The sequence below is a fragment of the Agrobacterium sp. SUL3 genome, from assembly GCF_001263295.1.
In the GTDB taxonomy this organism is placed as follows: Bacteria; Pseudomonadota; Alphaproteobacteria; order Rhizobiales; family Rhizobiaceae; genus Agrobacterium; species Agrobacterium tomkonis.
The window spans coordinates 176,000-201,478 of record NZ_KQ414509.1 but is presented as its reverse complement, the minus strand read 5'-3'; the positions used below and the strand labels follow the sequence as shown (position 1 = coordinate 201,478).

The following is a 25,479-nucleotide window of genomic DNA, read 5'->3' as shown; positions in this document are numbered from 1 at the left end:
AATGTCCTCTTCTCACACCGCACTGCTCGTTATCGACGTTCAGGAATCGTTTCGGCACACTCCTTATTTCGAGGAAAGCGGACTTGCTACCTATCTGGAGAAACAGCAGGGATTGATTGACGGCGCCAAGGCCGCGGGAATTCCCGTTGTGCAAATCTTCCATGTCGATGGCGACAGGGCCTTCTCGAAAGACAGCGGCTACGTCCGCACGCTTGAGGGTGTGGAGATCGCACCCGACGTGACCTTTCACAAGAACCGCCATTCGGCTTTCGCTGGCACCGGCCTTGAAATCTGGCTGACGCAGAAAGGCATCAATCGGCTGATCGTCTCAGGCATCCGCACTGAACAATGCTGCGAAACGACGACGCGGCACGCTTCCGATCTCGGCTACAACGTCGAATACGTCACCGAGGCGACATTGACCTTTCCCATGACACATGCGTCCGGCACGGTATTCAGCGCCGACGATATCCGCAAACGCACCGAGCTGGTGCTGGCCGGCCGCTTCGCACGCATCGCTACGGTGAATGACGCGCTTACAACCTTGAAAGAAGCAGCCTGATGGACAAAGGCGGCACGCGCATTATTCCCTTTTATACGCTTGTGCCGCCGCACGCGCTTTTGCTCGATATTGCCGGTCCCCTGCAGGTAATCCGTTATGCCAATGGCGAGCAAAGCGACATTTTTTTCGACTGCCACTACATTGCGGCAAGGGACAGGCAACAATCCTCGATCGGCCTTGACCTTTGCGGTTTGGAGGCCCTGCCGGCGGCGCTTCCAGAAAATGCGTTCCTGCTGATCTCCGGCAGCACGTCGCATTCCGAGAGCGAACCGGAAACGCGGCGGGAGCGGCAGGCATTGACGGCATGGCTGGGCCGTGTCGCGCGTATCGATACCACCATCATTTCCATCTGCTCCGGTGCATTGCTGGCGGGAGAGGCGGGACTTTTCGACGGACGAAGCTGCACGACACACGCCGATTGCATCGAAGCGCTGCGACGCAGCGCGCCATTGTCCCATGTGGCCGAAAACCGACTGTTCGTCGAGGACGGAAACCGCTTCTCAAGCGCTGGCATCTCCACCGGCATAGACCTGATGCTGCATGTGGTTTCCCGGCTAACATCCCCGGCGGTCGCGGCGCGCATTGCAAAAACCATGGTTATCTATCTCAGGCGCAACGGCAGCGATCCGCAAATTTCGCCCTGGCTGACAGGCCGTAACCACATGCACCCCGCCATTCACCGCGTGCAGGACAAGGTGATGGCGGAGCCGGCCCGAGACTGGTCGCTGGAAGGCCTGGCCGATATTGCAGCCCTCAGCGAAAGGCACCTGTCGCGCCTGTTTCGTGAACATACCGGCATCAGCGTTATCGATTACGTCAATCTGATGCGGGTCAATTTGGCCCGAGACATTCTCGCCAATAGCCGCCTCGACATGGAGGCCATCGCCGAACGGGCGGGATTTGCCTCTGCCCGGCATTTGCGGCGTGTGTGGCAACAGCATAATCACCTTCCGCCCAGCCACTATCGCGGTTATCGGAGCTGATCTCGCCAGCTTCCGTCCATTGCCTGATGAGTGCCATCAAAGGAATTGAATGGTTATGCGGATGAGCAGTTGCTAACCTTGTCACCAAGTCAGCAACAGGAGCATTCCCCGTGGAAAAACGAAACCTCGGCCGCACCGGCCTCTCCATCGCCCCGATCGTCTTCGGCGGCAACGTGTTCGGCTGGACAGCGGATGAGAAGACTTCCTTTGCCCTGCTCGACGCTTTTTTCGACGCCGGGTTCAACGCCATCGACACGGCGGATGTCTATTCCGCCTGGGTGGACGGGCATGAGGGCGGCGAATCCGAAGCCATTATCGGCAAATGGCTGAAGCAATCGAGCGTGAAGCGCGAGGATGCGGTGATCGTCACCAAGGTCGGTTTTGACAATCGCGGCCAGAAGAGCGGCCTCAGCGCCAAGTGGATCGCAGAAGCCGTCGATGCCTCACTGAAGCGGCTGCAAACCGACTATATTGACCTCTATCTCGCCCACAAGCCGGATGCCGACGTGCCGCTGGAAGAGACACTTGCCGCCTTTGCGAAGCTCAAGGAACAGGGAAAAATCCGCGCCATTGGCTGCTCCAACTATTCCGCCAGCCAGCTTCAGGAGGCGCTGGATACGGCGGCGAAAAACAATCTTCCCCGTTACGACGTGCTGCAGCCGGAATATAATCTCTACAACCGCGCGGATTTCGAAGGTCCACTTGCTGATCTTTGTGTGCAAGAAGAGATCGGCGTCATCAACTATTACAGCCTCGCAGCCGGTTTCCTGACCGGGAAATACCGTGCCAAGGCCGATACGGAAGGCGTTGCCCGCAGCTATCGCGTCGGCGAATACGTCAACACGCGCGGCCTTGCCGTTCTGGGGGCGATGGATGCGGTGGCGGTGCAGACCGGGGCCAAGCTCGCCGATATCGCGCTGGCGTGGCTGTTGCGGAAAAAGGCGATAACAGCGCCGATTGCCAGCGCCACCAGCCTGTCGCAGCTTGAAAGCTTCAAACGCGCCGTCGACCTGAAGCTGACCGATGAAATGATGACCCTTCTCGACAAGGCGGGCGCATAAGATGGAGCTTGCAATTCGTGATGCGCAGCCGGCTGACCGGGCGGAATGGCTGCGCCTCTGGAACGATTACCTCGCTTTTTATGAGGTCGAACTTGCCGGTGACGTGACTGACCATACCTGGGCACGCATTCTTGATCCCACATCGCGGGTTTCCATGCGTGTGGCCATGCTTGGTGACCGCATGGCCGGTTTCGCCATCCATCACTTCCATGATTCCACCTGGGTGAAGACGCCCGATTGCTATCTGGAGGATTTGTTCGTCGATGGCGAAATCCGCGGCAAGGGGACGGGCCGGGCGCTGATGGACGATCTTATCGCGATCTGCAAGGAAAAGGGCTGGTCACGGCTTTACTGGCACACTGGCGAAGACAATCAGCGCGCCCAGAAACTTTACGACAGCTACGTGAAAAGCGACGGCCATATTCGTTATCGCATCAAGTTCTGATCAGACCCGAAAGCGGAAGAAATCCACGAAAGCCCTCAGCGCCGGGCGCATCTGCCGGCGCGAGGGATAATAGATATAGAAGCCGTCAAAGGGCGCACACCAGTCCTCCAGCACGCGGATGAGCCTGCCCTGCCTGATATCGTCCTCGACGCGCTGCTCGAAAACGAAGGCAAGCCCTGCTCCATCAATTGCTGCCCGGCGAATGAGGCTCTGGTCCGACAGGATCAAAGGTCCCTGAACATCGACCACCAGCGGCTTGCCATTCTTCTCCAGTTCCCAACGATAGATAAGGCCACTGGCGAAGCGCCGGCGGATGCAGCGATGCCGAATGAGATTCCTGGGATCGCGTGGCGGTGGATTTTCCGCAAAATAGGACGGAGAACCAACAATCGCGCCGCGCCACGCACCGCTGGCTTTCACCGCAATCATATCCGCATCCAGGTGCTCCCCGAGCCGCAGACCGGCATCGAAACCCTTCGCGACAATATCTTCGAAACGATCGTCCGTTGAGATTTCGAGTGAGATATCGGGATAGAGTCGCAGGAATTCACCCAGCCGCGGCACGATGAGATCCTCGGCGGCCAGCCGCGGCAAGGTGATGCGCAGGGGCCCGGCCGGTCTGCCGCCATGCTCGGCAAGTGTCTCGATGACCGCATCGATATCGGCAAGCGCCGGACCCAGTGTTTCGAGAAGCCGCCTGCCCTCCTCTGTCGGCGAAACGCTGCGGGTGGTACGATGGAGCAGGCGCAGTCCAAGACTTGCCTCCAGCGACGAGACGGCATGGCTGACGGCGGAGGGCGCAATGGCGAGTTCAGCCGCGGCCTTGCGGAAGCTGCGGCCTTCGGCAACGGCGGCGAGAACGGCCAGCTGGGAGAGTTGCACACGGTTCATTGTTCTAAATGATAGAACAACCCAAGCGGATTTGCAGCGATTATTTTTATCGCCATGAGACGCTATTTTCTGATCACGCCCTGATGACGGGCGGTTCCTTATGGAAGGACGAACAGATGAAAAAAAGAACCCTCGGAAACAACCTTTCCGTTTCGGCGCTTGGCCTCGGCTGCATGGGAATGACCCATGCCTATAGCCCGACCGGCGATGAAAGCAGCGCAATAGCGACGCTGCACCGTGCCGTCGAACTCGGCGTCACCTTTTTTGATACGGCAGAGGTTTATGGGCCTTACAATAACGAGATTCTCGTCGGCAAGGGTTTGAAGCCCTATCGCGACAAGGTGGTCATCGCCACCAAGTTCGGATTCAGGATCGACCCCAGCAAACCCGCAGGCCAGATGATGGTGGGCACCGACAGCCGGCCGGAAAATGTGCGCGCCGTCGCAGAAGCCTCCCTCAAACGCCTTGGCGTCGATGTTATCGACTTGTTCTACCAACATCGCGTCGATCCTGCTGTCCCGATCGAAGATACGGTGGGGGCTATGGCGGAGCTGGTCCGACAGGGCAAGGTGAAACATCTCGGTCTGTCGGAAGCGAGCGCCGAAACCCTTCGCAAGGCACACGCCGTTCATCCGATTGCGGCCATACAGAGCGAATATTCGCTGTGGACCCGCGATGTGGAGGAAAACGGCGTGCTGGAAACCTGCCGTGAACTTGGTATCGGTTTCGTGCCTTTCAGCCCGCTCGGTCGCGGCGCCCTGACCGGCGCGCTGAAATCACTCGACGGCCTTGCCGCCGATGATTTCCGCCGCGGCCTGCCGCGCTTCCAAAGCGAGAACTTCGACGCCAATCTGGCGCTCATCCAGCTTCTGGAAGACATGGCGGTTGAAAAGGGCGTCACGGCCGGACAACTGGCGCTCGCCTGGGTTCTGGCGCAGGGCGACTTCATCGTCCCGATCCCCGGCACGACAAAAATCGCCAATCTGGAAAAGAACGCGGCCGCTGCGGAGGTATCGCTGACAGCGGACGAAGCCGCCAGCCTCGGCGCTCTGCTTTCCCCCGCAAAAGTTGCGGGCGCACGTTATCCCGAACGCATGTCACAGATGGCCAACCGTTAAAAACCAAAAAGCCGCGGCAGTTGCCGCGGCTTTTTTCAATCAGACCTTCATCCACCCTCAGGCGCGCAGAACGCCGCCCGTGGATTTCTCGACATTGCCGACGATCTTGGCCGTCAGGGCCTCGAAATCCTCATCCGTCAGCGTCTTGTCGACCGGCTGGATCTGCACTTCGATGGCGACAGACTTGCGGTTTTCGCCGAGCGATGCGCCTTCGAAGATATCGAAGACATTGACGCCGGTGATCAGCTTGCGGTCAGCGCTCGTTGCGGCCTTGATGATGGCGCCCGCCTCTACCGACTTGTCGACCACGAAGGCGAAGTCGCGCTTGACGGCCTGGAAGGGCGAAAGCTCGAGCGCCGGCTTGGTGCGGGTCGCCTTCTTTTTCGGCTCCTGCATGGCGTCGAGATAGACCTCGAAGCCGCTATAGGCGCCGGAGACATCCAGTTCGGACAGCGTCTTTGGATGGAATTCGCCGAAGTAACCGAGCACGACCTTCGGACCCATCTTGATGGTGCCGGAACGACCGGGGTGATACCAGGATGGCGCGCCGGCTTCGATCTGCACATTGGCCATGGGCAAGCCGCAGGCTTCCAGCACCGAGAGCGCATCGGCCTTCGCGTCGTATACATCGACAGGCTTGCCACCGCCCTTGGCGGCATTGGACCACATGCGGCCGCTGCCTGCGAGCGAGGCCGTGCCACGGCGAACGCCGCCGGCAACGCGGCGCTGCTTCTCAGGCGTATCGCCCTCATAGGTGCCGGAGACCTCGAAGATTGCAACATCACCATAGCCTTTATCGGCATTGCGCTGCGCGGCGGTCAGGAGGCCGGGCAGCAGCGAGGGCCGCATGTCCGACATATCGGCCGCGATGGGGTTGGCGAGTTTCAGCGCGGGTGAACCACCGCCGAACAGCTTTGCCTGCGCTTCCGGGATGAAGGACCATGTGACGGCCTCCAGCATGCCACGACTTGCCAAGGCACGACGCGCGGTGCGGGTGCGGACCTGCAGCGTGGTCAGGATACGGCCGTTGACGGCGCCGAAGCTTTCAAGCGGTTCCGGCTTGATGTTGTCGACGCCATGGATGCGCATGACCTCTTCCACCAGATCGGCCTTGCCATCAACATCCGGACGCCAGGACGGTACGGTGACGGAGACGCGCTCGCCCGTTCCCTCGACGCCAAAACCGAGGCCTTTGAGAATGGTTAGGCTCTCTTCCGCCGAGACTTCCAGACCTGTCAGGCGCTTCACTTCCGCCAGCGGGAAATCCACGACCTTGGGCTGATGGCCCTTGTAACCGACAACCCGGGCTTCGCCAGCGACACCGCCGCACAGTTCGAGAACCAGTTCGGTGGTGCGCTCCAGACCCGGAACCATATAGTCCGGATCGACGCCACGCTCGAAACGATAACGCGCATCGGTGATGATGCCGAGCGAGCGGCCGGTCTTGGCAATGTTGATCGGATCCCAGAGAGCGGATTCGATCAGCACGTCGACGGTGTTGTCATCGCAGCCGGAATGTTCGCCGCCCATGACGCCGCCGATGGATTCGAGACCTTTCTCGTCGGAGATGACGACATTGTTCGGGCCGAGCTTATATTCCCGCTGATCGAGCGCTAGGATGGTCTCACCCTCTTTCGCGCGACGAACCGTCAGATCGCCCTTGACCTTGGCGGCGTCGAAGACGTGCATCGGCCGGCCCTGATCAAACGTCATGTAGTTGGTGATGTCGACCAGCGCATTGATGGGACGCAGGCCGATCGCCATCAGGCGCTGCTGCATCCATTTCGGGCTTGGACCGTTCTTCACGCCACGCACGATCCGCAGCGAAAAGCCGGGGCAGAGTGCTGCATCATCCAGCTCAAGCTTCACATCGACCGGCGTTGTGCCTTCCACCTTGAAGGACGGCGTTGCGTTCGTCTTCAGCTTGCCAAGACCGGAAGCGGCGAGATCGCGGGCAATGCCGTAGATCGAGGTGCAATCCGGACGGTTGGGCGTCAGGTTGATTTCGATGACCGGATCGTCGAGCCCGGCATAGGTGGCAAAGGAGGTACCAACAGGTGCATCCTGCGGCAGGTCGATGATGCCGTCGTGATCGTCGGAAATATTCAGCTCCTTTTCGGAGCACATCATGCCGTGGCTTTCGACGCCGCGTATCTTGCCGACGGCAAGGGTGACGTCGATGCCCGGAACATACATGCCGGGCCGCGCGAGCGCACCAACGAGGCCGGCGCGTGCATTCGGGGCGCCGCAGACGATCTGCACCGGCTTGCCGTCGCCGGCATCGACGGAGAGAACCTTCAGGCGGTCAGCTTCCGGGTGCTTCTCGGCGGAGAGCACCTTGGCGATGACGAAAGGCTTGTAGGCCGCCTTGTCGTCAACGTCCTCGACCTCGAGGCCAATCGCCGTCAGCCGCTCGCAAATCTCGTCCAGCGTCGCATCGGTATCCAGATGCTCTTTCAGCCAGGAAAGAGTGAATTTCATGTCTTTGCTCCTTGGCTAACCGGATTAAACGCTCAAACCGCCGAACAGCGTCGGCATGTCGAGCGGGCGGAAGCCGTAATGGTTCATCCAGCGGACATCGGCGTTGAAGAAATCGCGCAGGTCCGGCATGCCGTATTTCAGCATGGCGATGCGATCGAGGCCCATGCCCCAGGCAAAACCCTGATATTCATCCGGATCCAGCCCGCCGGCGCGCAGCACATTGGGGTGCACCATGCCGCAGCCGAGGATTTCCATCCAGTCCTTGCCCTCGCCGAACTTGACGATGGGGCCGGAACGGTCGCACTGGATATCCACCTCGAAGCTCGGCTCCGTGAAGGGGAAGAAGGACGGGCGGAAACGCATCACCACGCTGTCGACCTCGAAGAAGGTCTTGCAGAACTCTTCCAGTACCCAGCGCAGATTGCCCACATGCGCCTTCTTGTCGATGACAAGGCCTTCGACCTGATGGAACATTGGCGAGTGAGTGGCGTCGGAATCCTGACGGTAGGTCTTGCCGGGAATGACGATGCGGATCGGCGGTTTCTGGCTTTCCATGGTGCGTATCTGCACCGGCGAGGTATGGGTGCGCAGCACCTTGCGCTCGCCGTTTTCATCCGGCTGGAAGAAAAAGGTGTCGTGCATCTCGCGGGCCGGATGGCCTTCGGGGAAATTCAACGCCGTGAAATTGTAATAGTCGGTCTCGATGTCAGGACCTTCGGCGATCGAGAACCCCATATCCGCGAAGATGGCGGTGATTTCATCGACGATCTGGCTGATGGGATGAATGCGGCCACGCTCGGTGGGGGACTGGCGAACCGGCAGGCTGACATCCACCGTTTCCGCCTTCAGGCGGGCGGCGATGGCGGCATCCTTCAGCGCGTTCTTGCGCTCGCCGATGAGGTCGGTGATCTCCGTCTTGAGCTGATTGATGGCAGCGCCCCGGGTCTGGCGCTCTTCCGGCGTCATGCTGCCAAGCGTCTTCAGAAGCTCCGAAACCGAGCCCTTCTTGCCCAGCGCGGAAACGCGTACGGCTTCGATGGCCGGCTCATCGGCAGCGGTGGCGATCTCCGACATCAGTTGCGATTTCAAGGTATCAAGTTCTGTCATCTTTTCCTGCCTTGCCGGTTTTTTTGAGAGCGGCTTCGGGGTTCACAGCATTCATCAGATAGTCGGTCGCCATGATAAAGCGTCGCAGATCACTACCCATCCGCACGCGCCCGATCAACCGGGCAAGCGGTAAAAATCGCCCCAGAATGCCGGTCAGGCGGCACAATTCTTCCAGCGCCTGGGGCGGGGCGTTTTCACGCCAGCGGGAAAAGGCGGCATCACAGGTTTTCGACGTATCGCAGGCGCGCGTTGCGACCTGTAAAAACAGCAGCCATATATCGCGGGCCTGCGCCGTTTCCAGCGGCATGACCTCCTGAGGGCGCTCCTCGAAATCCATGAAGCCGACACGGCCGTCCTGGAGAAAGAAGTCGCGCACATGCGGACGACCATGGCAGAGACCCGCCGCGTGCAGTTCGCCAAGCGCTTCTGCCGATTTAACCAGCAAGGCATCATGTTCCGACGGTCTTGCGACCTTTATCGCGTCCATGCGCTCCATGATGGTAGGCCCGACATCGCCCAGAACAACGGCCGTGAGCGAGGAATAAATGATCGGCGGAACGGGAAAACCGCGGGCCTTGAAGACCTCAAGCGTTTCGAGTTCGCGACGCATCAGCCCGGCACCGTCAAGCGGCGGCGAAGGCCGCATGAAGGTGTAGGGAAGCAGTTTTGCAAGAAAAGTCTGCAGCTTTATCCACCAGGACGGCGTTTCCGTGCCCTGACGTTTGATCCAGACGGTAGCGGCGGAAAGCTCGAGTTTCTGCACACGGCGCTCGCTCTGAAGCAATGCCCGCATCAAGGCTGCGATATCACCATCCTCGAGATGGACGTGAAAGCCCTTTGCCTTTTCCACTTCGCTTGCGGCAACCAGCATTTTTTGCCCCCTGGAGCTTGCCCGGTCAAATGCCGGCCGATGCCCCACCCTTTTGTCTCCGACAAATCCGGGACGAAGCGCCTGACGCTTTTGCCGGAATTGCCATGAACTTCAAAAACGGAAAACCCGCGCCGGAGGACCGGCGCGGGTTTCAAATGAACAACAGATTGTCCGCGCCGTAATTACTTTACAGCGGTTTCAAACTCGTTGGTCGTACCAGCATCCTTGAGGTACTCAAGAGCCTTCTTCGCTGCTTCAACGAGCGCGCCGAATGCTGCCGGCTCATGGATAGCCATGTCAGACAGAACCTTGCGGTCGACTTCGATGCCAGCCTTGTTCAGGCCGTCGATGAAGCGGCCATAGGTCAGGCCGAATTCGCGAACAGCAGCGTTGATACGCTGGATCCACAGAGCGCGGAAGTTGCGCTTGTTGACCTTGCGGTCGCGGTAAGCGTACTGCTTGGAACGATCCACGGCAGCCTTTGCTGCGCGGATGGTGTTCTTGCGGCGGCCGTAGAAGCCCTTGGCTGCCTTGAGTGTCTTGGTGTGCTTGGCGCGGGAAGTTACGCCACGTTTTACGCGTGCCATGTCATGATCTCCTTAAAGTGTCCAAAAGTGCGGAAAAGTCTCAGAGACCGTTCGGCAGGTAGTTCTTGACGACTTTCTTGCCGTCAGCTTCGGCGAGAACCATGGTTCCACGCGCGTCGCGAATGAACTTGTTGGTACGCTTGATCATGCCGTGGCGCTTACCGGCGGCGGCTGCAACAACCTTACCGGTAGCGGTGATCTTGAACCGCTTTTTTGCAGCGGACTTCGTCTTCATCTTGGGCATTTTGCTACTCCGTGTTTTTGTATCGAAACAGGCAGACGAGGCCTATTTCAAGCTATTCAGGAACGGCCTCGGCATGCCCTGCCGGACCGTTCGGACGCGCGCTTATAACCGCAGTCGGCTAAAAGCGCAACGGGGAATGAAAATTTCCCCTTGCGGCGGTGATTTACGCAGCCCTCAAGACTGGCGCAAAATTATTTCGGGGCGAGAACCATCATCATCTGACGGCCTTCCAGCTTCGGCTCGGCTTCAACCTTGGCAATCGCCTGGGTATCTTCCTTCACCTGAAGGAGAAGTTTCATGCCAAGTTCCTGGTGGGCCATTTCACGGCCACGGAACTTCAGCGTCACTTTCACCTTGTCACCTTCGTCAAAGAAGCGGTTCATCGCCTTCATCTTCACGTCATAGTCATGCGTGTCGATGTTGGGGCGCATCTTGATTTCCTTGACCTCGACGATCTTCTGTTTCTTGCGCGCCTCAGCGGCTTTCTTCTGGGTCGAGTATTTAAGCTTGCCGAGATCGAGGATCTTGCATACCGGCGGCTCTGCGTTCGGCGAAATCTCGACAAGATCGAGACCGGCCTCTTCCGCCATTTTCAAAGCCTGATCCGTCGGCATGCTACCGAGGTTCTGGCCCTCTTCATCAATAAGCTGAACTCTGGGAACCCGAATTTCCCGGTTGGAGCGCGGGCCCTCCTTGACGGGGGCATCGGCTTTGAAAGGTCTGCGAATGGTCGTATTCTCCTGATCTGTTTCTGGATCACGTCAGCAAAAAACAGCTTGTTTGGTACAAGCGGCGGAAATGTCGTTATTGCCGTGGCGAAGTCAATAGCATATCTGCCCGAAAAGATCACCTCTTGCCACGGTTTTTGCAAATACGCCGCCGATATTGCACGAAAATCAGGAGAATTGCATATACATGACCGAACAAGCCGCTGAATTCCTGCACATAGGAGCAGGTGACGACACCCGCAACATCGCTTTTCTCCATCGCCGCGCAACATCACAGCCGGACGCACCCTTGCTTGTCTGGCTCGGCGGCTATCGTTCCGACATGACGGGAACCAAGGCGGTGGAGCTCGATCGCTTCGCAGCAGAAAATGGTCTTGCCTGCCTGCGGCTCGATTATTCCGGCCACGGAGCTTCCGGCGGCGATTTCAACAAAGGCACGATTTCGCGGTGGCTGGAAGAAGCGCTCACCGTGGTGCACGCCAAGGCACCGTCGCGCGTCATCCTCGTCGGCTCGTCGATGGGCGGGTGGATTGCGTTGCGCATGGTCGAGGAGCTGCGCGAGGCAGGCGGTGCGCCTTCCGTCGCCGGTCTGGTTCTTATTGCCCCCGCTCCCGATTTTACTGCGGAGTTGATAGAGCCCAGCCTGACGGAAGCGGAAAAGACGTCGCTGGTGGAAAGAGGCTATTTCGAGGAACATTCGGAATATAGCCCCGAACCCAACATCTTCACCCGGGCACTGATGGAGGACGGCAGGCAGAACCGCGTGCTCACAGGCATCATCACCACCGGCTGCCCCGTTCACATCCTGCAGGGCATGCGCGATCCTGACGTTCCCTATCAGCACGCGCTGAAGCTCCTCGAGCACCTTCCCGCCGACGACGTGGTGCTGACGCTGATCCGCGACGGCGACCACCGGCTTTCCCGGCCACAGGATATCGACAGGATGCTCGCGGCCGTCAAAGCCCTTGCAATATAGGCATTTGCGCAACGCTCTTAACCATATTCAACGAGTCTTGCGCGCCACCGATTGCTAATGATTGACTCCTACCCCCCATCCCTCTTAACTTTTCATTAAGAATTAAGGGACGGGTTTCATGATGAACGCACCGCTGGCGCGTGCGCTGCTGTTTGCAGTTGCCGCCGGGCTAATGACTGCTGCTTCCGCCATGGCGGAAATCAAGGGAAGCCCTTCCATGGTGACGGGCGGGATTACCTCCCAGCCGATCGGCCATTATGAGTTCTGTCAGAAATATTCGGATGAATGCAACATTCGTAACAAGATGACGCCGCCGCCGCGCGTCACCGAATATGGCTGGGGCGTCATTCGTGAGATCAACACCTCTGTCAACACCACCATCGTGGCGATGACCGATCAGGAAATCTACGGCAAGGACGAGGTCTGGGAATATCCGACGACGGCCGGCGATTGCGAAGATTTTGTGCTGCTGAAGCGCAAGAAGCTCATCGAGCGCGGTTTTTCCGTGGCCGACCTGCTGATCACCGTCGTGCGCAAACCGGACGGCGAGGGCCATGCCGTGTTGACGCTTCGCACCACCGATGGCGATTATATTCTCGACAACCTCACCGACGACGTGAAGCTCTGGACAGACACCAACTACACCTATCTGAAACGGCAGGCGTCTTTCAATACGGGCCGCTGGGTTTCCATCGAAGATGGTCGTGACGTTCTGGTTGGCGCGTTGCGCTGACGCTCAAACTACCATTCTGACAGATTAAGAGCCCGCCGCCGCGGGCTCTTTCTTTTTCACCCGTTGCCGATGATGATGCCGGCTGCCAGAACCAGCGAACCGCCAAGCACAACCTGAAACACCGCCCGCAGGAACGGCGTTTCCATGAAGCGGTTCTGAATGAAGGCAATGGCCCAGAGCTCCACGAAAACGACGACGGCAGCAATGGCCGTGGCCGTCCAGAAATGCGGAATGAGATAGGGAAGCGCGTGACCGAGGCCACCGACGGCCGTCATGATGCCAGAAGCGAAACCCCGCTTTACCGGCGAGCCGCGGCCCGAAAGCTTGCCATCATCATGGGCGGCCTCGGTGAAGCCCATGGAAATACCCGCGCCGACGGAAGCCGAGAGACCGATCAAGAAGGTCTGCCAGGTATCCTGCGTGGCGAAGGCGGCCGCGAAGATCGGCGCGAGCGTCGAGACAGAGCCATCCATCAGGCCAGCAAGGCCCGGCTGCACGTAGGTCAGCAGAAATTGGCGTTTTGCGGTTTCAGCCTCTTCGGTCTTGCCATCTGCATCGAGATGTTTCTCTTCCAGCATATGCGCCACGTCTTCGTGGCCCCGCTCCGCCTCAGCCAGATCACCGAGCAGTTGGCGCGTCGAGGCATCGGTGGTGCGCTTGACCGCTTCATCGTAGAACCGGATCGCCTGCGCTTCCATCAATTCGGCCTGGGCGCGAATTTTCTCTAGCGACAGGTTTTTCACCAGCCAGTCCGGCGTGCGCTCGTAAAAGCCGCGCACGTGTTCGCGGCGGATCAGCGGGATGGTTTCTCCAAAACGGCGGCGATGCATATCGATCAGCACATTTCGATGCTGCTGCTCGACTTCGGCCATATCATCAAAAACCTTTGCCGATTGCGGATATTGTCCGCGCAGATGATCGGCGTAGGAGCGATAAATACGGGAATCATCCTCTTCCGACGAGATGGCGAGCGCCAGGATTTCCTGTTCGCCAAGCGAAGAGAAGGGGCGTTTGGAAAGGGAAAAAAGACTACGGAACATGGCTGAAACCTTTTTAGAATAATTCTAAATACAGCGACACACCTTCACAATCAAGCTCTTTAGAATAATTCTAATACGTCAAAGCGTCGCATTGCCCAGCGCGGCCAAGCGGCGTAAATTCACGGAAAAGGAAGCACGATGCAGGATCCCATCGCGGCAAAGGCCGCCCATAGCGCGGAGATTCAAGACCGGGCGGAAAGAGCCATGGCAGAGATCGGCGTTGATTCCGGCTTCATCGATCTGCTGGTGGAGACATTTTATGGCCGCGTTCTAAAACATCCGACGCTCGGACCTGTCTTTGATGCACGTCTTACCGGGCGCTGGCCGGAACATATGGCCAAAATGAAACAGTTCTGGGCAGCCGTCGCCTTCAAGAATGGCGGTTACGGCGGCAAGCCGGTGCAGGCGCATCTGGGTGTCAAAGGCATGACGGCCGAACTTTTCCCACAATGGCTCACATTATTTTCGGCGACGCTTGATGATATCGCGCCGAGCAGGGAGGCCCACGACTGGTTTATGGAAACGGCCGAACGCATCGCGAGAAGCCTGACGCTGTCGCTGTTTTATAATCCTGCAATAGACGATCCGGCATTAAAACCCACGCAACCCTGACCACGGCGGGGCGGAGGCCACAAGCAGAACGCGATCACGTGCGAAATCAGCAATCGACAGGCATTGCAGAAGAGCGCGCAAGTTTGGAACATTCCCTCTTGATGGCTGCAAGGATAAATGTTTAGTAGCCCTTGGGAGGCGTACCGTGCGGTTCGCCCGTAATATGCAGACGTATCAGGGCTTATCGACATGGATCGCAGATCATTTATCCGCAAGGCGGGCGCTCTCGGCGCCGGTGTTACCGCAACCGCGCTGGCCGCTCCGGCCATTGCGCAGGAAAACCCCAAAATCACCTGGCGCATGACGTCATCCTTCACCAAGGGCCTCGACATTCTTTTCGGCGCTGGCCAGATGGTCGCCGATCACGTCAAGGAAGCTTCCGGCGGCAACTTCGTCATCCAGCATTTCGCCGGCGGCGAAATCGTGCCGGCGCTGCAGGCGGCGGATGCGGTGACGGCCGGAACCGTCGAAATGGCGCATACTTGCGCCTATTATTACGTCGGCAAGGACCCGACCTTCGCACTCGGAACCTCGGTTCCCTTCGGTCTCAACGCGCGCCAGACGAATGCCTGGTTCAACCAGGCCGGCGGCAATGAGCTGCTCAACGAATTCCTTGCCCAGCACAATATCTACTCGATCCTGCTCGGCAATACCGGCGCTCAGATGGGCGGTTGGTTCCGCAAGGAAATCAACACCATCGATGACCTGAAGGGTCTGAAGATGCGCATTGCTGGCTTGACCGGCCAGGTCATGCAGAAGGTTGGCGTTACCCCGCAGCAGATCGCCGGCGGTGATGTCTATGCCGCGCTGGAAAAGGGCACGATCGACGCGACCGAATTTGTCGGCCCCTACGACGACCAGAAGCTCGGCTTCTACAAGGTCGCAAAATACTATTACTATCCTGCATGGTGGGAAGGCGGCCCGGCCGTTCATGCTTTCGTAAACCTGCAGAAATTCAACGAGCTGCCGGAAAACTACAAGCGCATCCTGAAAGACGCCTGCGCCGCCGGCAGCGCCAGCATGCTGGAGCGTTACGACGCGCACAATCCGAAGGCTTTGAAGGAACTTGTGGCGCAGGGCGCCATCCTGCGACCGTTCAGCCAGGAAATCCTCGATGTCTGCCACAAGGCGGCGCAGGAAACCTATGCGGAGATTTCGGCCAAGAACGAGAATTTCAAGAAGATCTACGAGAGCCAGCAGGCATTCAAGAAAGACGCCTATCTCTGGGCCCAGATCGCCGAATATACCTATGACACCTACATGATGATCCAGCAGCGCAACGGCACGCTCTGATCCCTTATCATTTTCCGACCATCTTCAGACGGTCATCCGGCATCTGCCGGGTGGCCGTTTTGTTTGGCGAAACCAGCTTCCACACCTGTCGTTCACGCCAGTCCACCGGGCTCATGCCGGTGACACGGCGAAATTCCCGGTTGAAATTGGACTTGGTCTGGAAACCCGAGGAAAACATGATCGCCGTCACCGATTGCTCCGTCTCTTCCAGCAGCCGGCAGGCCTCGCGGATACGGAGCTGGTTGACATATTGCGAGACATTGATGCCGAGGGAACGATTGATCGCACCTGATATCTGCCGGCTTGGCAGGCCGAGGCGTCTGGCCAGCCGCGTCAGGTTGAGGTTCTCGTCACGGTAAAGCGCCTGTGTTGTCATCAGTTGGTCGAGGCTTGCGACAATGTCGCGGTCCTGTTCCGATGGCTCTGAGGGAGGCGGCAATTCCTCAGCCGGCTCTGCAGCCGTTTGCGACGCTTTGCTTTTTCCAGCCAGCGCGGCCATCAGACCGATCAGCAACAGACCGAAAAGATTGGCATTGCTAACAAGTGCGGCGACATTTTCCCCATGCGCCCACTCAAAATCGAGGAACACGAGAAGATCGAACAGCGCCGAAACACATAACGCCACAGCGGCGATGATCAGCGCCCTGTGCGCCGAGGTGACGCTGGCGAATTGCGCCTCGTCCAGCCCATCCGGCCCTTTTCTTCCCAGAAGAAGCAGTGCGGCGGCATGGCCGACAAAGATGAGGATCAAGGCAAGATCAATCGCCACCGGCAAGGCGAATTCCAGAACAATAATCAACAGAGGCGAGAGCACGAGACTTGCCAGCATCGCTCTCCTGCTATCTGCCCCGACCCTCATCAAGCCGCGAAAGGCGATATGGACAAGTGGCGGCAGGCAGGCGGCGAGGACCGGCAGGACATAACGCACCGCATTCACGCCATAGCCCCAGCGCAGGCCAACAAGAACCGATTGCACCGCGCAAAGCGCAATCAGCGCCAGAAAGGCGCGGTTCGTCCGCACATCGTCTCCGCTTCGAAAAAAGACGATGAACATGACGACCAGCAGAAGCGCCACGACGAATGGCAGGGGAATGAAAAGCACGAATAAATATCCCGGATCGATGACCTGTTGTCTTTTCATGGACCAGATCGCGTTTCGGTACGACCTCAAACGCGATCAAGGACGCGGAAAACAGGTGACAATGCAGATTGGGTCTCGTTCTTTCCGACCGCAAGAGGTTTTTCATGCGCCCCATCATCACCATCACAACCATGCTGTTTTCCGCTCTCATTACCCAGCCGGCTTTTGCAAATGAAGCTGTGGGCGTCAGCGAAATCGCCATCCATTCTCCCGAACGTGGCAAGGACCTAGCCGTTACCGTCTGGTATCCTTCGGAGGGCAACGGCACGCAGACGCTTTCCGGTGAGGACCGGATTTTTCAAGGCACGCCCGTTTTCAAAGACAGCGCAGTGCAGTCGGGTCGCCTGCCGCTGGTGCTTCTGTCACACGGCTCGGGCTCGAGAGTGAGCGGCATGGCCTGGATCGCCGCAAAGCTTGCGAGCGAAGGTTTCATCGTCGCCGGCGCCAACCATCCCGGCACTACCAGCGGCGATTCCACACCTGCCGATACGCCGAAAATCTGGGAGCGGACGGGTGATCTCTCTACGATCCTCACAGCACTGACGACGCAGGGCAAATGGTCGGGCGCGATCGATGCGCAGAGGATCGGCGTCCTCGGCTTTTCGCTCGGCGGCAGTGCGGCAATGGAGATTTCGGGCGCACGCGCCGATCTCAATGCCTATGCGCGTTATTGCGAAGACTATGCCACGATGATGGATTGCCAATGGTTCGCCGGCGGCCGGGGTTACCTCGATGGCGAGCCGGTGAGCGTGCCGAAGCTCGATCTCAGAACCCTCGACAAGGCCCGTTTCGAGCAGCAGAACCGCGATCCACGCATTCGTTCCGCCGTGCTGGTCGATCCTGGCCTCGCACTCGCCTTCCAGCCGGACAGCCTGAAAACAATCGGTATTCCGCTGACCTTCATCAATCTCGGCAGCAAGGGGAAAATTCCGCCGGCCGTGCTGGCGGACAAACTAGCAGCCGAGGTGCCCGGCGCGACCTATCAGCAGGTCGATGAGGCCAACCATTTCAGCTTCCTGCCCCTATGCAAACCGGATGCCGATGCATTTCTCAAATCCGTTGGCGAGCGCGATCCGATCTGCGAACCGGCCGGGCCACGCGACCGTGCGGATATTCATGCCGAACTGGAAAAGATGATTGTTGCCGCCTTCAACCGCACGCTGAAGCCGGGACAATAAGCGGCGGAAATGTGCTAGCCGATCCGCTTGTAAAATAGCGTCGTGCCGCAATAGCGCCCATCGGGAAACAGGGCGTAATCGGGAATGACCCCGACCTGCTCCCAGCCAAGTCGGGGATAGATCGCCTCTGCATCGCTGCCCGTGGCCGTATCCAGCACCAAAAGGGTACGGCCACGTTTTGCCGCCTCCTCTTCCACCTTCTGCATGAGCTTGCGGGCAAGCCCGAGACCGCGGGCCGAGGGATGCACGAGAAGCTTCATCAGATCACCGCGATGTGGCTGGTTGGGTTTGGAAGCGAGGCCCACCTGCACGGTGCCCACCACCTTGCCATCCATTTCCGCCACCACATGGATCGTACCGCCCTCGCCCGCCGCTTCCGCCACGGCTCGCCAGAAGGGCTCTGCATCCTGCGGAGAGAAAGGCAACATGAAACCGACGGATGCGCCGCCGTTGACGCAGGCGGAGAGAACTTCGCAGAGCTCCGGAAGCACGTCGAGCGTCTCTTGCCCGTTCAGCACGCGGATGGTGTCCATAAAAAACTCCTCTGGAAAGATCAGCGCTGTCTTTGGTCTAGCACGACGGCGTAACGGGCGGGTTTTTCGGAAGGATTGTGAAAAACATGGCCCTCACCGACCGGCATGAAAAGGCAATCTCCAGCCTCCATCAGATGCACCGCGCCGCCACTCGTCATCTCCATAACCCCTTCGAAAAGCCAGACATATTGCGTCATGCCGCGGCTTGCCGCATGCGGCGGAAAACCGACACGCGCACCGGGTGGAAACTCGACCTCGACAATATCGACATCGGAACCGACACGCGGCGGGGAGATGGCGCGGCGGACATAACCGGTTTCGGGATCTTTCCAGAGCTGCTGGTCCCGCTTCTTCACCAGCGGGGACATCGCCTGTTCATTTTCCGCGAAGAAGCCGGAAAGCGACAGGCCGAGTGCGGCGCAGATGCGGGCGAGCAGCGACGCGGTCGGGCTCGCCTCACCACGTTCGATGCGGGAAATCATGGCACGGCTGACGCCGGATTCGGCGGCAAGCTGGTCCAGCGTCAGGCCGTTTTCAGCCCGCAACGCCCTGATCCGCTCACCGATCGAACTTTCGAGAATATGATCTTTGTTTTCCATCATATGAGATTAGAATTCCCATATGATGGAGTCAATATCCACGATAGTGGAAAAACGATTACTGTCGGGTGGTCATTGTAGCGGGAAAGGCCAAGGCCTCAGGCGCCGACCTGGGCAATCCAGTCGTTCAGATTATAGTAGTTTGTTACTCGGCTAACTTTTCCACCCTTCAAGTCGAAGAAGGCACCGGCGGGCAGGACGTATTTCTGGCCTTCGGCTTGCGGCAAGCCCTCATCGGTCACAAGATATTCGCCGTTCACGGTGAATTCGGCAGAGGCGCGTTTGCCGTCTGCGCTCGCCATGATCACCATGTCGGTGAGGTTTTCCTTATAGCAGCGGTTCATGTGATCCATGAAGGAAGCAAAAGCGGCCTTGCCGGTCTGGCGCTCGCCCTGATTGATGTCATGCACCACCTCGTCATGAAGAAGCGCCAGAAAGGCATCCATGTCCTGTCGGTTGAAGGCATCGTAATAGGCGCGGATGGTTTCAGTAGCGGTCATCATCGTCTCCGTTCAAAGCTTGCGCGGGTTTTCCATGACGGTATAACCAGCGGAACCGAAAGTGAAAATGCCCATGACCGTCGAAATCAAGTCTCTTTCCGGCATCGATGCTTCACCCTATTTTGATGATCTCGCCCGGCTGCGGATCACGGTGTTCCGCGTTTTCCCCTATCTCTATGATGGTTCGGTGGAGTATGAGCGCAAATATCTGGCCACCTATGCCGATACGAAGGGCGCTGTTTTCGTGCTGGCACTAGACGGCGGGCAGGTTGTCGGCATGTCCACGGGCATGCCCATGGCGGCGGAAACCGACGAGGTGAAATCGCCTTTCCTGGCGGCCGGTTACGACCCGTCACAGCTGTTTTATTTTGGCGAAAGCGTGCTGCTTCCGGATTATCGCGGTCACGGCATCGGCGTGCGGTTCTTCGAGGAACGGGAGGCCCATGCCAAACATCTGGGCTTTGACTGGTGCACCTTCTGCGCTGTCGAGCGGCCCGCCGATCACCCGCGCCGCCCGGTGGATTACGTGCCGCTGAATGCCTTCTGGGAAAAGCGCGGCTATCGCCACCACCCCGAGCTGCGCACCAGCTTTATCTGGCAGGATATCGACGAGAGCGCCGAGAGCCCGAAACCGCTATCCTTCTGGATGAAGAACATCGCCGCAGGAGATGGAAACCGATGACCCGCCTCGCCGCCAGCCAATATGCCATCGAACTGATCGAGACATGGGAAGCCTATGCGGCGCATCTTGCCGCCATCGTGCGCGAGGCGAAAGAAACGGGTGCGGAACTGCTGCTTCTGCCGGAATATTCGGCGATGGCGCTGACAGGGCAATTGCCGCCCGAGGCACGGTCGGATTTGCACCGTTCCATCGAAGAGATACAGCCGCTTATTCCTTCCTGGGTGGAACTTTGCGAAGAGCTGGCACGACAACATCAGATCCTCTTCCAGCCAGGCAGCGCGCCGGTGAAGGACCCGGACGGCAAGTTCCGTAACCGGGCATGGCTGTTTGGACCGGACGGGTTGATCGGTTATCAGGACAAGCAGATCATGACCCGTTTCGAACGGGAGCAATGGAACATCCATGCCGGTACGGAGGGCCTGAAAGCCTTCGAGACGCCAATCGGCAAGCTCGGCATCCTCATCTGTTACGATAACGAGTTTCCCATGCTCGGCCGCAGGCTGGCGGAGCTTGGCGCGGAACTGGTCCTCGCTCCCAGCTGCACCGACACGCTGGCCGGCGCGTACCGGGTGCGCATCGGCGCGCAGGCGCGGGCGCTGGAAAACCAATATGCCGTACTCTCCTCCCCCACCGCAGGTGAGGCCCCATGGTCGCCCGCCGTCGATGAAAATCGCGGCCGTGCGGCGCTTTACGTGCCCTCCGACTACGACATGCCGGCATCCGGCATCATTGCGGAAAGCGAAAGCGATTTGGTGACGCAAAGCACGCTGCTGATCGCCGATATCGATCTCGCCACCGTCGCAAGGCTCAGGACCGAGGGGCAGGTGGCCACCCGCCGCGACTGGCCGGAGCAATTTGCGAGCTGAAAAGCCCATTTTAAAGGGCTTTTAACCAAATTCCCGCTTTGCGGCATGAGAAGCCCCTGCTATAGCGCGGGGCATGAGCACAAATTCGACCCGCACGCCCCTGGACCATATCCGCAACTTCTCGATCGTTGCCCACATCGATCACGGCAAATCGACGCTGGCCGACCGGTTGATCCAGTCGACGGGCGGCCTTGCCGAACGCGACATGTCGGAACAGGTTCTCGATTCGATGGATATCGAGCGCGAGCGCGGCATCACCATCAAGGCTCAGACCGTGCGCCTGCACTATAAGGCGAATAACGGCGAGACCTATGTGCTGAACCTCATCGACACCCCCGGCCACGTCGACTTCGCCTATGAGGTTTCCCGTTCGCTTTCGGCCTGCGAAGGTTCGTTGCTGGTCGTGGACGCCTCGCAGGGCGTGGAAGCCCAGACGCTCGCCAACGTCTATCAGGCGATCGACAACGATCACGAACTGGTAACGGTGCTCAACAAGATCGACCTGCCGGCGGCCGAACCCGACCGCATCAAGGAGCAGATCGAGGAAGTGATCGGCATCGATGCTTCCGACGCCGTGATGATTTCGGCCAAGACCGGACTTGGCATTCCCGATGTTCTGGAAGCCATCGTCAACCGCCTGCCGCCGCCGACGAGCGAAGTTGGCGAAAACGGCCCGTTGAAGGCACTGCTGGTCGACAGCTGGTACGACACCTATCTCGGCGTCATGGTTCTGGTACGCGTCATCGACGGCGTGCTGAGCAAGGGCCAGCAGATCCGCATGATGGGCTCGGGCGCCAAATACGGCGTCGAGCGCGTTGGCGTGCTGACCCCGAAGATGGTCAATGTCGACAGCCTCGGCCCCGGCGAGATCGGTTTCATCACCGCCTCGATCAAGGAAGTCGCCGATACGCGTGTTGGTGATACGATCACTGACGACAAGCGCCCGACCGCGCAGGCCCTGCCCGGCTTCAAGCCGGCACAGCCCGTGGTGTTCTGCGGCCTCTTCCCGGTCGACGCGGCCGACTTCGAAGATTTGCGCGCGGCAGTGGGCAAGCTTCGCCTCAACGACGCTTCCTTCTCTTTCGAAATGGAATCGTCAGCTGCTCTCGGCTTTGGTTTCCGTTGCGGCTTCCTTGGCCTGCTCCATCTGGAAATCATTCAGGAACGCCTTGAGCGCGAGTTCAATCTCGATCTCGTCGCCACAGCACCTTCGGTCGTCTATGAAATGACGCTGACTGACGGTACCGAGAAAGAACTTCACAACCCGGCCGACATGCCTGACGTGGTGAAGATCAAGGAAATCCGCGAACCGTGGATCAAGGCGACGATCCTGACGCCCGACGAATATCTCGGTGGCATCCTGAAACTGTGTCAGGACCGGCGCGGCCTGCAGACGGAGCTGACCTATGTCGGCAACCGCGCGATGATCACCTATGAACTGCCGCTCAACGAAGTGGTGTTCGATTTCTACGACCGGCTGAAATCCATCTCCAAGGGTTACGCCTCGTTCGATTACAACATCATCGACTATCGCGAAGGCGATCTCGTCAAGATGTCGATCCTCGTCAATGGCGATCCTGTCGATGCGCTTTCCATGCTGGTGCACCGCTCGGCGGCCGACCGGCGCGGACGCGGCATGTGCGAAAAGCTGAAGGAACTCATTCCGCCGCACATGTTCCAGATCCCGATCCAGGCGGCCATCGGCGGCAAGGTCATCGCCCGTGAGACCGTGCGCGCGCTGCGCAAGGACGTGACGGCGAAGTGTTATGGCGGCGACGCGACGCGTAAGCGCAAGCTTCTGGACAAGCAGAAGGAAGGCAAGAAGCGCATGCGCCAGTTCGGCAAGGTGGAAATTCCGCAGGAAGCCTTCATCGCCGCTCTGAAGATGAACGACGAATAAGCAGCGCTCATACTGCATCGCTATTGGAGGGAGGCTTACAGCCTCCCTTTTGCGTTTGAAGGAATATCTTCAAGCGTGCAGCTTTGCGCCCTTGGTGATCTTGTCGACGATCTTCTTGTCCGCCCTCAGCGCCATGCCGACCACCCTGACATTGTCGGGAGAAAACTCCGAAAATACCTGGCGGTTGGCAACATCGTGCCCGGTCGCGAACATCTCCTCGATATAGAGCGATGTCGTGATGTCGCGTTCGAGGGACCGTTGATGAATTTTGCGCAGCGCCTCCTGATCCGTGGCCATGACCACCACCGGCTGGATGGACAGGGGGTTATAGACGTTGCCTGCGCCATCGCGGTATGGTTCCCCAATGATCTCTCCGGTCTGGGCGACAATGCCCGACATGAGAAATGCGGTAACATTCAGTTTTTGCCATACGGCAAGGTCATCACGAAGGATGACGGCGATCTTGGTATCAAACATGCAAACTCAATCTGGCTGTGGTTACGAAAGAGAAGCAACCCTAGACCCTCCGCACGTCATCGATCTTGAACGTTCGTGCAAATTCGAGGGTATAGTCCAGGCGCCCGCAAGCGAGGGCATAGAACGTATCGAAGCGCGCTTTCATGGCAACGCCTATGCGCCGCATCGCCACGATACCTATGCGCTCGGCGTCACGCTTTCCGGCGTCCAGACCTTTTCCTATCGCGGCACCTCGCATTTCAGCATGCCGGGAAATGTCATCGTGCTGCATCCCGACGAAGTGCACGACGGCGGCGCAGGCACGGATGAGGGCCTGCGCTACCGTATGCTTTATCTCCCGCCTGAAAAAATCGCGCAGGCGGGATATCAAACGCTGCCCTTTGCAAAGAATCCCGTCATCGAAGACCCCGCGTTCCGGCAATGCCTGATCGAAGCGCTCGCCAATCTCGAAAGCAAACCGGACAATCTGCTCCTGACCGACTGGCAATCGAGACTGGCTGATCTGCTTTCCAAACATTCGAACGGTAGCGCTACAACCATCAAACGGATTGACCGGGGCGCCGTTCTGCGGTGTCGGGACTATCTGCTGGAGAACAGTGCCGACACTGTTGGTTCAGAGGAACTGGAGCGAATAAGCGGGCTCGACCGCTTTACGCTCTTCCGGCATTTCCGCGGCCTGCTTGGAACCAGCCCGCATCGTTATCTCATCATGCGGCGGCTGCAAAAATGCAAGGAGATGATGCGGGCCGGCGCCAGCCTTGCTGAAACGGCATTTGCCTGCGGGTTTGCCGATCAGGCGCATTTTACCCGGCATTTCAAGAACGCCTTTGGCATGCCGCCCGGGCGCTGGCTGAGCCTCACCTCCAACTGATCATTCCGGAAACAGGATCGACCGGTGAGCCGCAGCACCTGCCATGGCACCGTCGCCCACCGCAAGGGCGACCGTGCCTGCCGGCCTTGCGACATCACCGCAGGCAAAGACGCCACGGGCGGTGGTCTGTTTCATGGCATCAATCACGATGCTCGATCCCATGGGCCCCTCCTCCACGGAGCAGCCGAGTTTTCCGATCCAGTCCGAGGTGATCCGCAGTTTCGGCTGGGTGAAAAGGCCAGCGAGCGCAATGCTGCGGCCGTCGGACAGAACGACATCCGCATGTCCGGCAATTTCCGCGATACGGTCTTTTTCCACACGGACACCACGGGCGGACAGAAGCGCATCCTGATCCATATCCGGCACGAATATGCCATTGGTAAAGAAAGTCGTCTCACCCCAGTCCGGCAGCATCAGGGCGTGATGAATAGCCATGGGTGAAGCCGCAATAACGCCGATTTTTCCCTGATCGAGTTCGTAACCATGGCAATAGGGGCAATGAAAGACCGAAGAGCCCCAGCGCTCTTTCAGCCCGGTTATGTCGGGCAGCTCATCGGTAACGCCCATGGCAAGGATGAGCCGGGCGGCACTTTCGCGGCGATGACCATCGATCTCGACGGCGAAATCGCCAAAAGACCCCTCGGCATCGGTCACCCTGCCTTCCGCCCATTCTATTGTCTGATAGCGCTCGATCTGGCGGCGCGCTTCGGCGACGATCTCGCCCGGCGCCATGCCATCCTGACCAAGAAAACCATGGGAATGGCTGGTAAAACGGTTCCTTCTTTTACCGGCATCCACAACAAGAACGTTCTTTCTGGCGCGGCCCAGCTGCAGGGCGGCGGAAAGACCGGCATAGCTGCCGCCGATGATGATGACGTCGAATTTCATGATGCACCTATCGTTCAAGACCGGGCAGGAAGCGCCCGTTCATTTTCACGATACTTATATTGTTACGTGATTTTTCGAGTCAAGGGTCATGCAACTTATATTGTTACGTCAG

Annotated in this window: 28 protein-coding genes; 14 read left to right on the top strand and 14 right to left on the bottom strand. The window is 58.8% G+C overall.

The genetic code is table 11. The annotated features are described in order from the left end of the window. Window position 1 precedes the first annotated feature (1 nt). The 4 genes from AKG12_RS20245 to AKG12_RS20230 all read left to right on the top strand — a co-directional run bounded on the left by AKG12_RS20245 (window position 2) and on the right by AKG12_RS20230 (window position 3,051). Entirely contained in the window at window positions 2-562 is a 561-nt protein-coding gene (locus AKG12_RS20245; protein ID WP_052820199.1) for an isochorismatase family protein, read from the top strand. After that, window positions 562-1,545 (top strand): GlxA family transcriptional regulator, encoded by a 984-nt coding sequence (locus AKG12_RS20240; protein ID WP_052820198.1) that lies wholly within the window; start codon window positions 562-564, stop codon window positions 1,543-1,545. Before AKG12_RS20245 ends, AKG12_RS20240 begins: the two co-directional genes overlap by 1 nt. 110 nt (window positions 1,546-1,655) lie before the next feature. Beyond that, window positions 1,656-2,606, top strand: a complete 951-nt coding sequence (locus tag AKG12_RS20235; protein ID WP_052820197.1) for an aldo/keto reductase — start codon at window positions 1,656-1,658, stop codon at window positions 2,604-2,606. 1 nt (window position 2,607) lies between these two features. After that, on the top strand, window positions 2,608-3,051 hold the full coding sequence (locus AKG12_RS20230) for a GNAT family N-acetyltransferase (RefSeq protein WP_052820196.1): 444 nt from the start codon (window positions 2,608-2,610) through the stop codon (window positions 3,049-3,051). Here the strand turns inward: AKG12_RS20230 and AKG12_RS20225 are convergent, their stop codons facing one another. Further along, window positions 3,052-3,942, bottom strand: a complete 891-nt coding sequence (locus AKG12_RS20225) for a LysR family transcriptional regulator (protein ID WP_052820195.1) — start codon at window positions 3,940-3,942, stop codon at window positions 3,052-3,054. A gap of 116 nt (window positions 3,943-4,058) precedes the next feature. Between AKG12_RS20225 and AKG12_RS20220 the strand changes: the two genes are divergently transcribed. Next, window positions 4,059-5,060: an aldo/keto reductase gene (locus AKG12_RS20220; protein WP_046799438.1), complete on the top strand. Its 1,002-nt coding sequence runs from the start codon at window positions 4,059-4,061 to the stop codon at window positions 5,058-5,060. A 57-nt stretch (window positions 5,061-5,117) separates the two neighbouring features. Here AKG12_RS20220 and pheT read toward each other — a convergent pair whose 3' ends face one another. The 6 genes from pheT to infC form a co-directional block, all read right to left on the bottom strand. After that, complete coding sequence (pheT, locus tag AKG12_RS20215; RefSeq protein ID WP_052820194.1) at window positions 5,118-7,541, bottom strand: phenylalanine--tRNA ligase subunit beta; 2,424 nt, start codon at window positions 7,539-7,541, stop codon at window positions 5,118-5,120. 24 nt (window positions 7,542-7,565) lie between these two features. Further along, on the bottom strand, window positions 7,566-8,648 hold the full coding sequence (pheS, locus tag AKG12_RS20210) for a phenylalanine--tRNA ligase subunit alpha (protein ID WP_046799239.1): 1,083 nt from the start codon (window positions 8,646-8,648) through the stop codon (window positions 7,566-7,568). After that, a complete protein-coding gene (locus AKG12_RS20205) occupies window positions 8,635-9,519 on the bottom strand; it encodes a phosphotransferase (RefSeq protein WP_052820193.1) in 885 nt (294 codons plus the stop codon). Before AKG12_RS20205 ends, pheS begins: the two co-directional genes overlap by 14 nt. A 182-nt stretch (window positions 9,520-9,701) precedes the next feature. After that, window positions 9,702-10,106: a 50S ribosomal protein L20 gene (gene rplT / locus AKG12_RS20200; protein WP_003507464.1), complete on the bottom strand. Its 405-nt coding sequence runs from the start codon at window positions 10,104-10,106 to the stop codon at window positions 9,702-9,704. 40 nt (window positions 10,107-10,146) lie between these two features. Then, a complete protein-coding gene (gene rpmI / locus AKG12_RS20195; protein WP_003493355.1) occupies window positions 10,147-10,350 on the bottom strand; it encodes a 50S ribosomal protein L35 in 204 nt (67 codons plus the stop codon). Between the two features lie 191 nt (window positions 10,351-10,541). After that, window positions 10,542-11,078 (bottom strand): translation initiation factor IF-3, encoded by a 537-nt coding sequence (gene infC, locus AKG12_RS20190; protein ID WP_077224822.1) that lies wholly within the window; start codon window positions 11,076-11,078, stop codon window positions 10,542-10,544. A 187-nt stretch (window positions 11,079-11,265) separates the two neighbouring features. Between infC and AKG12_RS20185 the strand changes: the two genes are divergently transcribed. Both AKG12_RS20185 and AKG12_RS20180 read left to right on the top strand, forming a co-directional pair. After that, window positions 11,266-12,054 carry an alpha/beta hydrolase gene (locus AKG12_RS20185; RefSeq protein WP_052820192.1) on the top strand — a complete coding sequence of 263 codons (789 nt, stop codon included), beginning with the start codon at window positions 11,266-11,268 and terminating at the stop codon, window positions 12,052-12,054. 118 nt (window positions 12,055-12,172) lie between these two features. Next, window positions 12,173-12,787, top strand: a complete 615-nt coding sequence (locus tag AKG12_RS20180) for a transglutaminase-like cysteine peptidase (protein WP_046799236.1) — start codon at window positions 12,173-12,175, stop codon at window positions 12,785-12,787. A 56-nt stretch (window positions 12,788-12,843) separates the two neighbouring features. On the opposite strand, the gene mbfA is transcribed toward AKG12_RS20180, so the two are convergent. After that, window positions 12,844-13,827, bottom strand: coding sequence for an iron exporter MbfA (gene mbfA / locus AKG12_RS20175; RefSeq protein WP_052820191.1), 984 nt, complete (start codon window positions 13,825-13,827; stop codon window positions 12,844-12,846). Window positions 13,828-13,965: 138 nt separating this feature from the next. Between mbfA and AKG12_RS20170 the strand changes: the two genes are divergently transcribed. After that, window positions 13,966-14,439: a group III truncated hemoglobin gene (locus AKG12_RS20170; RefSeq protein WP_052820190.1), complete on the top strand. Its 474-nt coding sequence runs from the start codon at window positions 13,966-13,968 to the stop codon at window positions 14,437-14,439. Between the two features lie 189 nt (window positions 14,440-14,628). After that, the gene (locus tag AKG12_RS20165; protein WP_052820189.1) at window positions 14,629-15,732 is read left to right on the top strand and encodes a TRAP transporter substrate-binding protein; all 1,104 of its coding nucleotides are present in this window, start codon (window positions 14,629-14,631) and stop codon (window positions 15,730-15,732) included. Window positions 15,733-15,739: 7 nt separating this feature from the next. On the opposite strand, the gene AKG12_RS20160 is transcribed toward AKG12_RS20165, so the two are convergent. Continuing rightward, window positions 15,740-16,834 carry a helix-turn-helix domain-containing protein gene (locus AKG12_RS20160; RefSeq protein WP_052820239.1) on the bottom strand — a complete coding sequence of 365 codons (1,095 nt, stop codon included), beginning with the start codon at window positions 16,832-16,834 and terminating at the stop codon, window positions 15,740-15,742. A gap of 143 nt (window positions 16,835-16,977) precedes the next feature. Between AKG12_RS20160 and AKG12_RS20155 the strand changes: the two genes are divergently transcribed. Continuing rightward, on the top strand, window positions 16,978-18,051 hold the full coding sequence (locus AKG12_RS20155) for an alpha/beta hydrolase family protein (protein WP_052820238.1): 1,074 nt from the start codon (window positions 16,978-16,980) through the stop codon (window positions 18,049-18,051). Window positions 18,052-18,065: 14 nt separating this feature from the next. Here AKG12_RS20155 and AKG12_RS20150 read toward each other — a convergent pair whose 3' ends face one another. From AKG12_RS20150 to AKG12_RS20140, 3 genes are all read right to left on the bottom strand, one after another. Further along, window positions 18,066-18,584, bottom strand: coding sequence for a GNAT family N-acetyltransferase (locus AKG12_RS20150; RefSeq protein WP_046799232.1), 519 nt, complete (start codon window positions 18,582-18,584; stop codon window positions 18,066-18,068). A 20-nt stretch (window positions 18,585-18,604) separates the two neighbouring features. Continuing rightward, a complete protein-coding gene (locus AKG12_RS20145; protein WP_052820188.1) occupies window positions 18,605-19,186 on the bottom strand; it encodes a helix-turn-helix domain-containing protein in 582 nt (193 codons plus the stop codon). 95 nt (window positions 19,187-19,281) lie between these two features. Beyond that, window positions 19,282-19,683, bottom strand: a complete 402-nt coding sequence (locus AKG12_RS20140; protein ID WP_046799435.1) for a ketosteroid isomerase-related protein — start codon at window positions 19,681-19,683, stop codon at window positions 19,282-19,284. 73 nt (window positions 19,684-19,756) lie between these two features. On the opposite strand from AKG12_RS20140, the gene AKG12_RS20135 reads away from it, so the two are divergent. From AKG12_RS20135 to lepA, 3 genes are all read left to right on the top strand, one after another. After that, the gene (locus AKG12_RS20135) at window positions 19,757-20,365 is read left to right on the top strand and encodes a GNAT family N-acetyltransferase (protein WP_052820187.1); all 609 of its coding nucleotides are present in this window, start codon (window positions 19,757-19,759) and stop codon (window positions 20,363-20,365) included. Beyond that, window positions 20,362-21,231 carry a carbon-nitrogen hydrolase family protein gene (locus AKG12_RS20130; protein WP_052820186.1) on the top strand — a complete coding sequence of 290 codons (870 nt, stop codon included), beginning with the start codon at window positions 20,362-20,364 and terminating at the stop codon, window positions 21,229-21,231. The genes AKG12_RS20135 and AKG12_RS20130 overlap by 4 nt, the downstream gene beginning before the upstream one ends. 61 nt (window positions 21,232-21,292) lie before the next feature. Beyond that, window positions 21,293-23,131 carry a translation elongation factor 4 gene (lepA, locus tag AKG12_RS20125; RefSeq protein ID WP_046799228.1) on the top strand — a complete coding sequence of 613 codons (1,839 nt, stop codon included), beginning with the start codon at window positions 21,293-21,295 and terminating at the stop codon, window positions 23,129-23,131. Window positions 23,132-23,200: 69 nt separating this feature from the next. Here the strand turns inward: lepA and AKG12_RS20120 are convergent, their stop codons facing one another. Beyond that, entirely contained in the window at window positions 23,201-23,608 is a 408-nt protein-coding gene (locus AKG12_RS20120) for a DUF2000 family protein (RefSeq protein WP_052820185.1), read from the bottom strand. On the opposite strand from AKG12_RS20120, the gene AKG12_RS20115 reads away from it, so the two are divergent. Then, window positions 23,583-24,479 carry an AraC family transcriptional regulator gene (locus AKG12_RS20115; RefSeq protein WP_082178973.1) on the top strand — a complete coding sequence of 299 codons (897 nt, stop codon included), beginning with the start codon at window positions 23,583-23,585 and terminating at the stop codon, window positions 24,477-24,479. The genes AKG12_RS20120 and AKG12_RS20115 overlap by 26 nt on opposite strands. On the opposite strand, the gene AKG12_RS20110 is transcribed toward AKG12_RS20115, so the two are convergent. Beyond that, window positions 24,480-25,367: an NAD(P)/FAD-dependent oxidoreductase gene (locus tag AKG12_RS20110; RefSeq protein ID WP_052820236.1), complete on the bottom strand. Its 888-nt coding sequence runs from the start codon at window positions 25,365-25,367 to the stop codon at window positions 24,480-24,482. It abuts the gene before it with no gap. Window positions 25,368-25,479: the final 112 nt, after the last annotated feature.

What these genes read in the sequence shown, in the direction of transcription:
- AKG12_RS20245 (WP_052820199.1), top strand. Translation starts at nt 2, where the DNA reads ATGTCCTCTTCTCACACCGCACTGCTCGTTATCGACGTTCAGGAATCG.
- AKG12_RS20240 (WP_052820198.1), top strand. Translation starts at nt 562, where the DNA reads ATGGACAAAGGCGGCACGCGCATTATTCCCTTTTATACGCTTGTGCCG.
- AKG12_RS20230 (WP_052820196.1), top strand. Translation starts at nt 2,608, where the DNA reads ATGGAGCTTGCAATTCGTGATGCGCAGCCGGCTGACCGGGCGGAATGG.
- AKG12_RS20225 (WP_052820195.1), bottom strand. Translation starts at nt 3,942, where the DNA reads ATGAACCGTGTGCAACTCTCCCAGCTGGCCGTTCTCGCCGCCGTTGCC.
- AKG12_RS20220 (WP_046799438.1), top strand. Translation starts at nt 4,059, where the DNA reads ATGAAAAAAAGAACCCTCGGAAACAACCTTTCCGTTTCGGCGCTTGGC.
- pheT (WP_052820194.1), bottom strand. Translation starts at nt 7,541, where the DNA reads ATGAAATTCACTCTTTCCTGGCTGAAAGAGCATCTGGATACCGATGCG.
- pheS (WP_046799239.1), bottom strand. Translation starts at nt 8,648, where the DNA reads ATGACAGAACTTGATACCTTGAAATCGCAACTGATGTCGGAGATCGCC.
- AKG12_RS20205 (WP_052820193.1), bottom strand. Translation starts at nt 9,519, where the DNA reads ATGCTGGTTGCCGCAAGCGAAGTGGAAAAGGCAAAGGGCTTTCACGTC.
- rplT (WP_003507464.1), bottom strand. Translation starts at nt 10,106, where the DNA reads ATGGCACGCGTAAAACGTGGCGTAACTTCCCGCGCCAAGCACACCAAG.
- rpmI (WP_003493355.1), bottom strand. Translation starts at nt 10,350, where the DNA reads ATGCCCAAGATGAAGACGAAGTCCGCTGCAAAAAAGCGGTTCAAGATC.
- AKG12_RS20185 (WP_052820192.1), top strand. Translation starts at nt 11,266, where the DNA reads ATGACCGAACAAGCCGCTGAATTCCTGCACATAGGAGCAGGTGACGAC.
- AKG12_RS20180 (WP_046799236.1), top strand. Translation starts at nt 12,173, where the DNA reads ATGATGAACGCACCGCTGGCGCGTGCGCTGCTGTTTGCAGTTGCCGCC.
- mbfA (WP_052820191.1), bottom strand. Translation starts at nt 13,827, where the DNA reads ATGTTCCGTAGTCTTTTTTCCCTTTCCAAACGCCCCTTCTCTTCGCTT.
- AKG12_RS20170 (WP_052820190.1), top strand. Translation starts at nt 13,966, where the DNA reads ATGCAGGATCCCATCGCGGCAAAGGCCGCCCATAGCGCGGAGATTCAA.
- AKG12_RS20165 (WP_052820189.1), top strand. Translation starts at nt 14,629, where the DNA reads ATGGATCGCAGATCATTTATCCGCAAGGCGGGCGCTCTCGGCGCCGGT.
- AKG12_RS20155 (WP_052820238.1), top strand. Translation starts at nt 16,978, where the DNA reads ATGCGCCCCATCATCACCATCACAACCATGCTGTTTTCCGCTCTCATT.
- AKG12_RS20150 (WP_046799232.1), bottom strand. Translation starts at nt 18,584, where the DNA reads ATGGACACCATCCGCGTGCTGAACGGGCAAGAGACGCTCGACGTGCTT.
- AKG12_RS20145 (WP_052820188.1), bottom strand. Translation starts at nt 19,186, where the DNA reads ATGATGGAAAACAAAGATCATATTCTCGAAAGTTCGATCGGTGAGCGG.
- AKG12_RS20140 (WP_046799435.1), bottom strand. Translation starts at nt 19,683, where the DNA reads ATGACCGCTACTGAAACCATCCGCGCCTATTACGATGCCTTCAACCGA.
- AKG12_RS20135 (WP_052820187.1), top strand. Translation starts at nt 19,757, where the DNA reads ATGACCGTCGAAATCAAGTCTCTTTCCGGCATCGATGCTTCACCCTAT.
- AKG12_RS20130 (WP_052820186.1), top strand. Translation starts at nt 20,362, where the DNA reads ATGACCCGCCTCGCCGCCAGCCAATATGCCATCGAACTGATCGAGACA.
- AKG12_RS20115 (WP_082178973.1), top strand. Translation starts at nt 23,583, where the DNA reads ATGACGGCGATCTTGGTATCAAACATGCAAACTCAATCTGGCTGTGGT.
- AKG12_RS20120 (WP_052820185.1), bottom strand. Translation starts at nt 23,608, where the DNA reads ATGTTTGATACCAAGATCGCCGTCATCCTTCGTGATGACCTTGCCGTA.
- AKG12_RS20110 (WP_052820236.1), bottom strand. Translation starts at nt 25,367, where the DNA reads ATGAAATTCGACGTCATCATCATCGGCGGCAGCTATGCCGGTCTTTCC.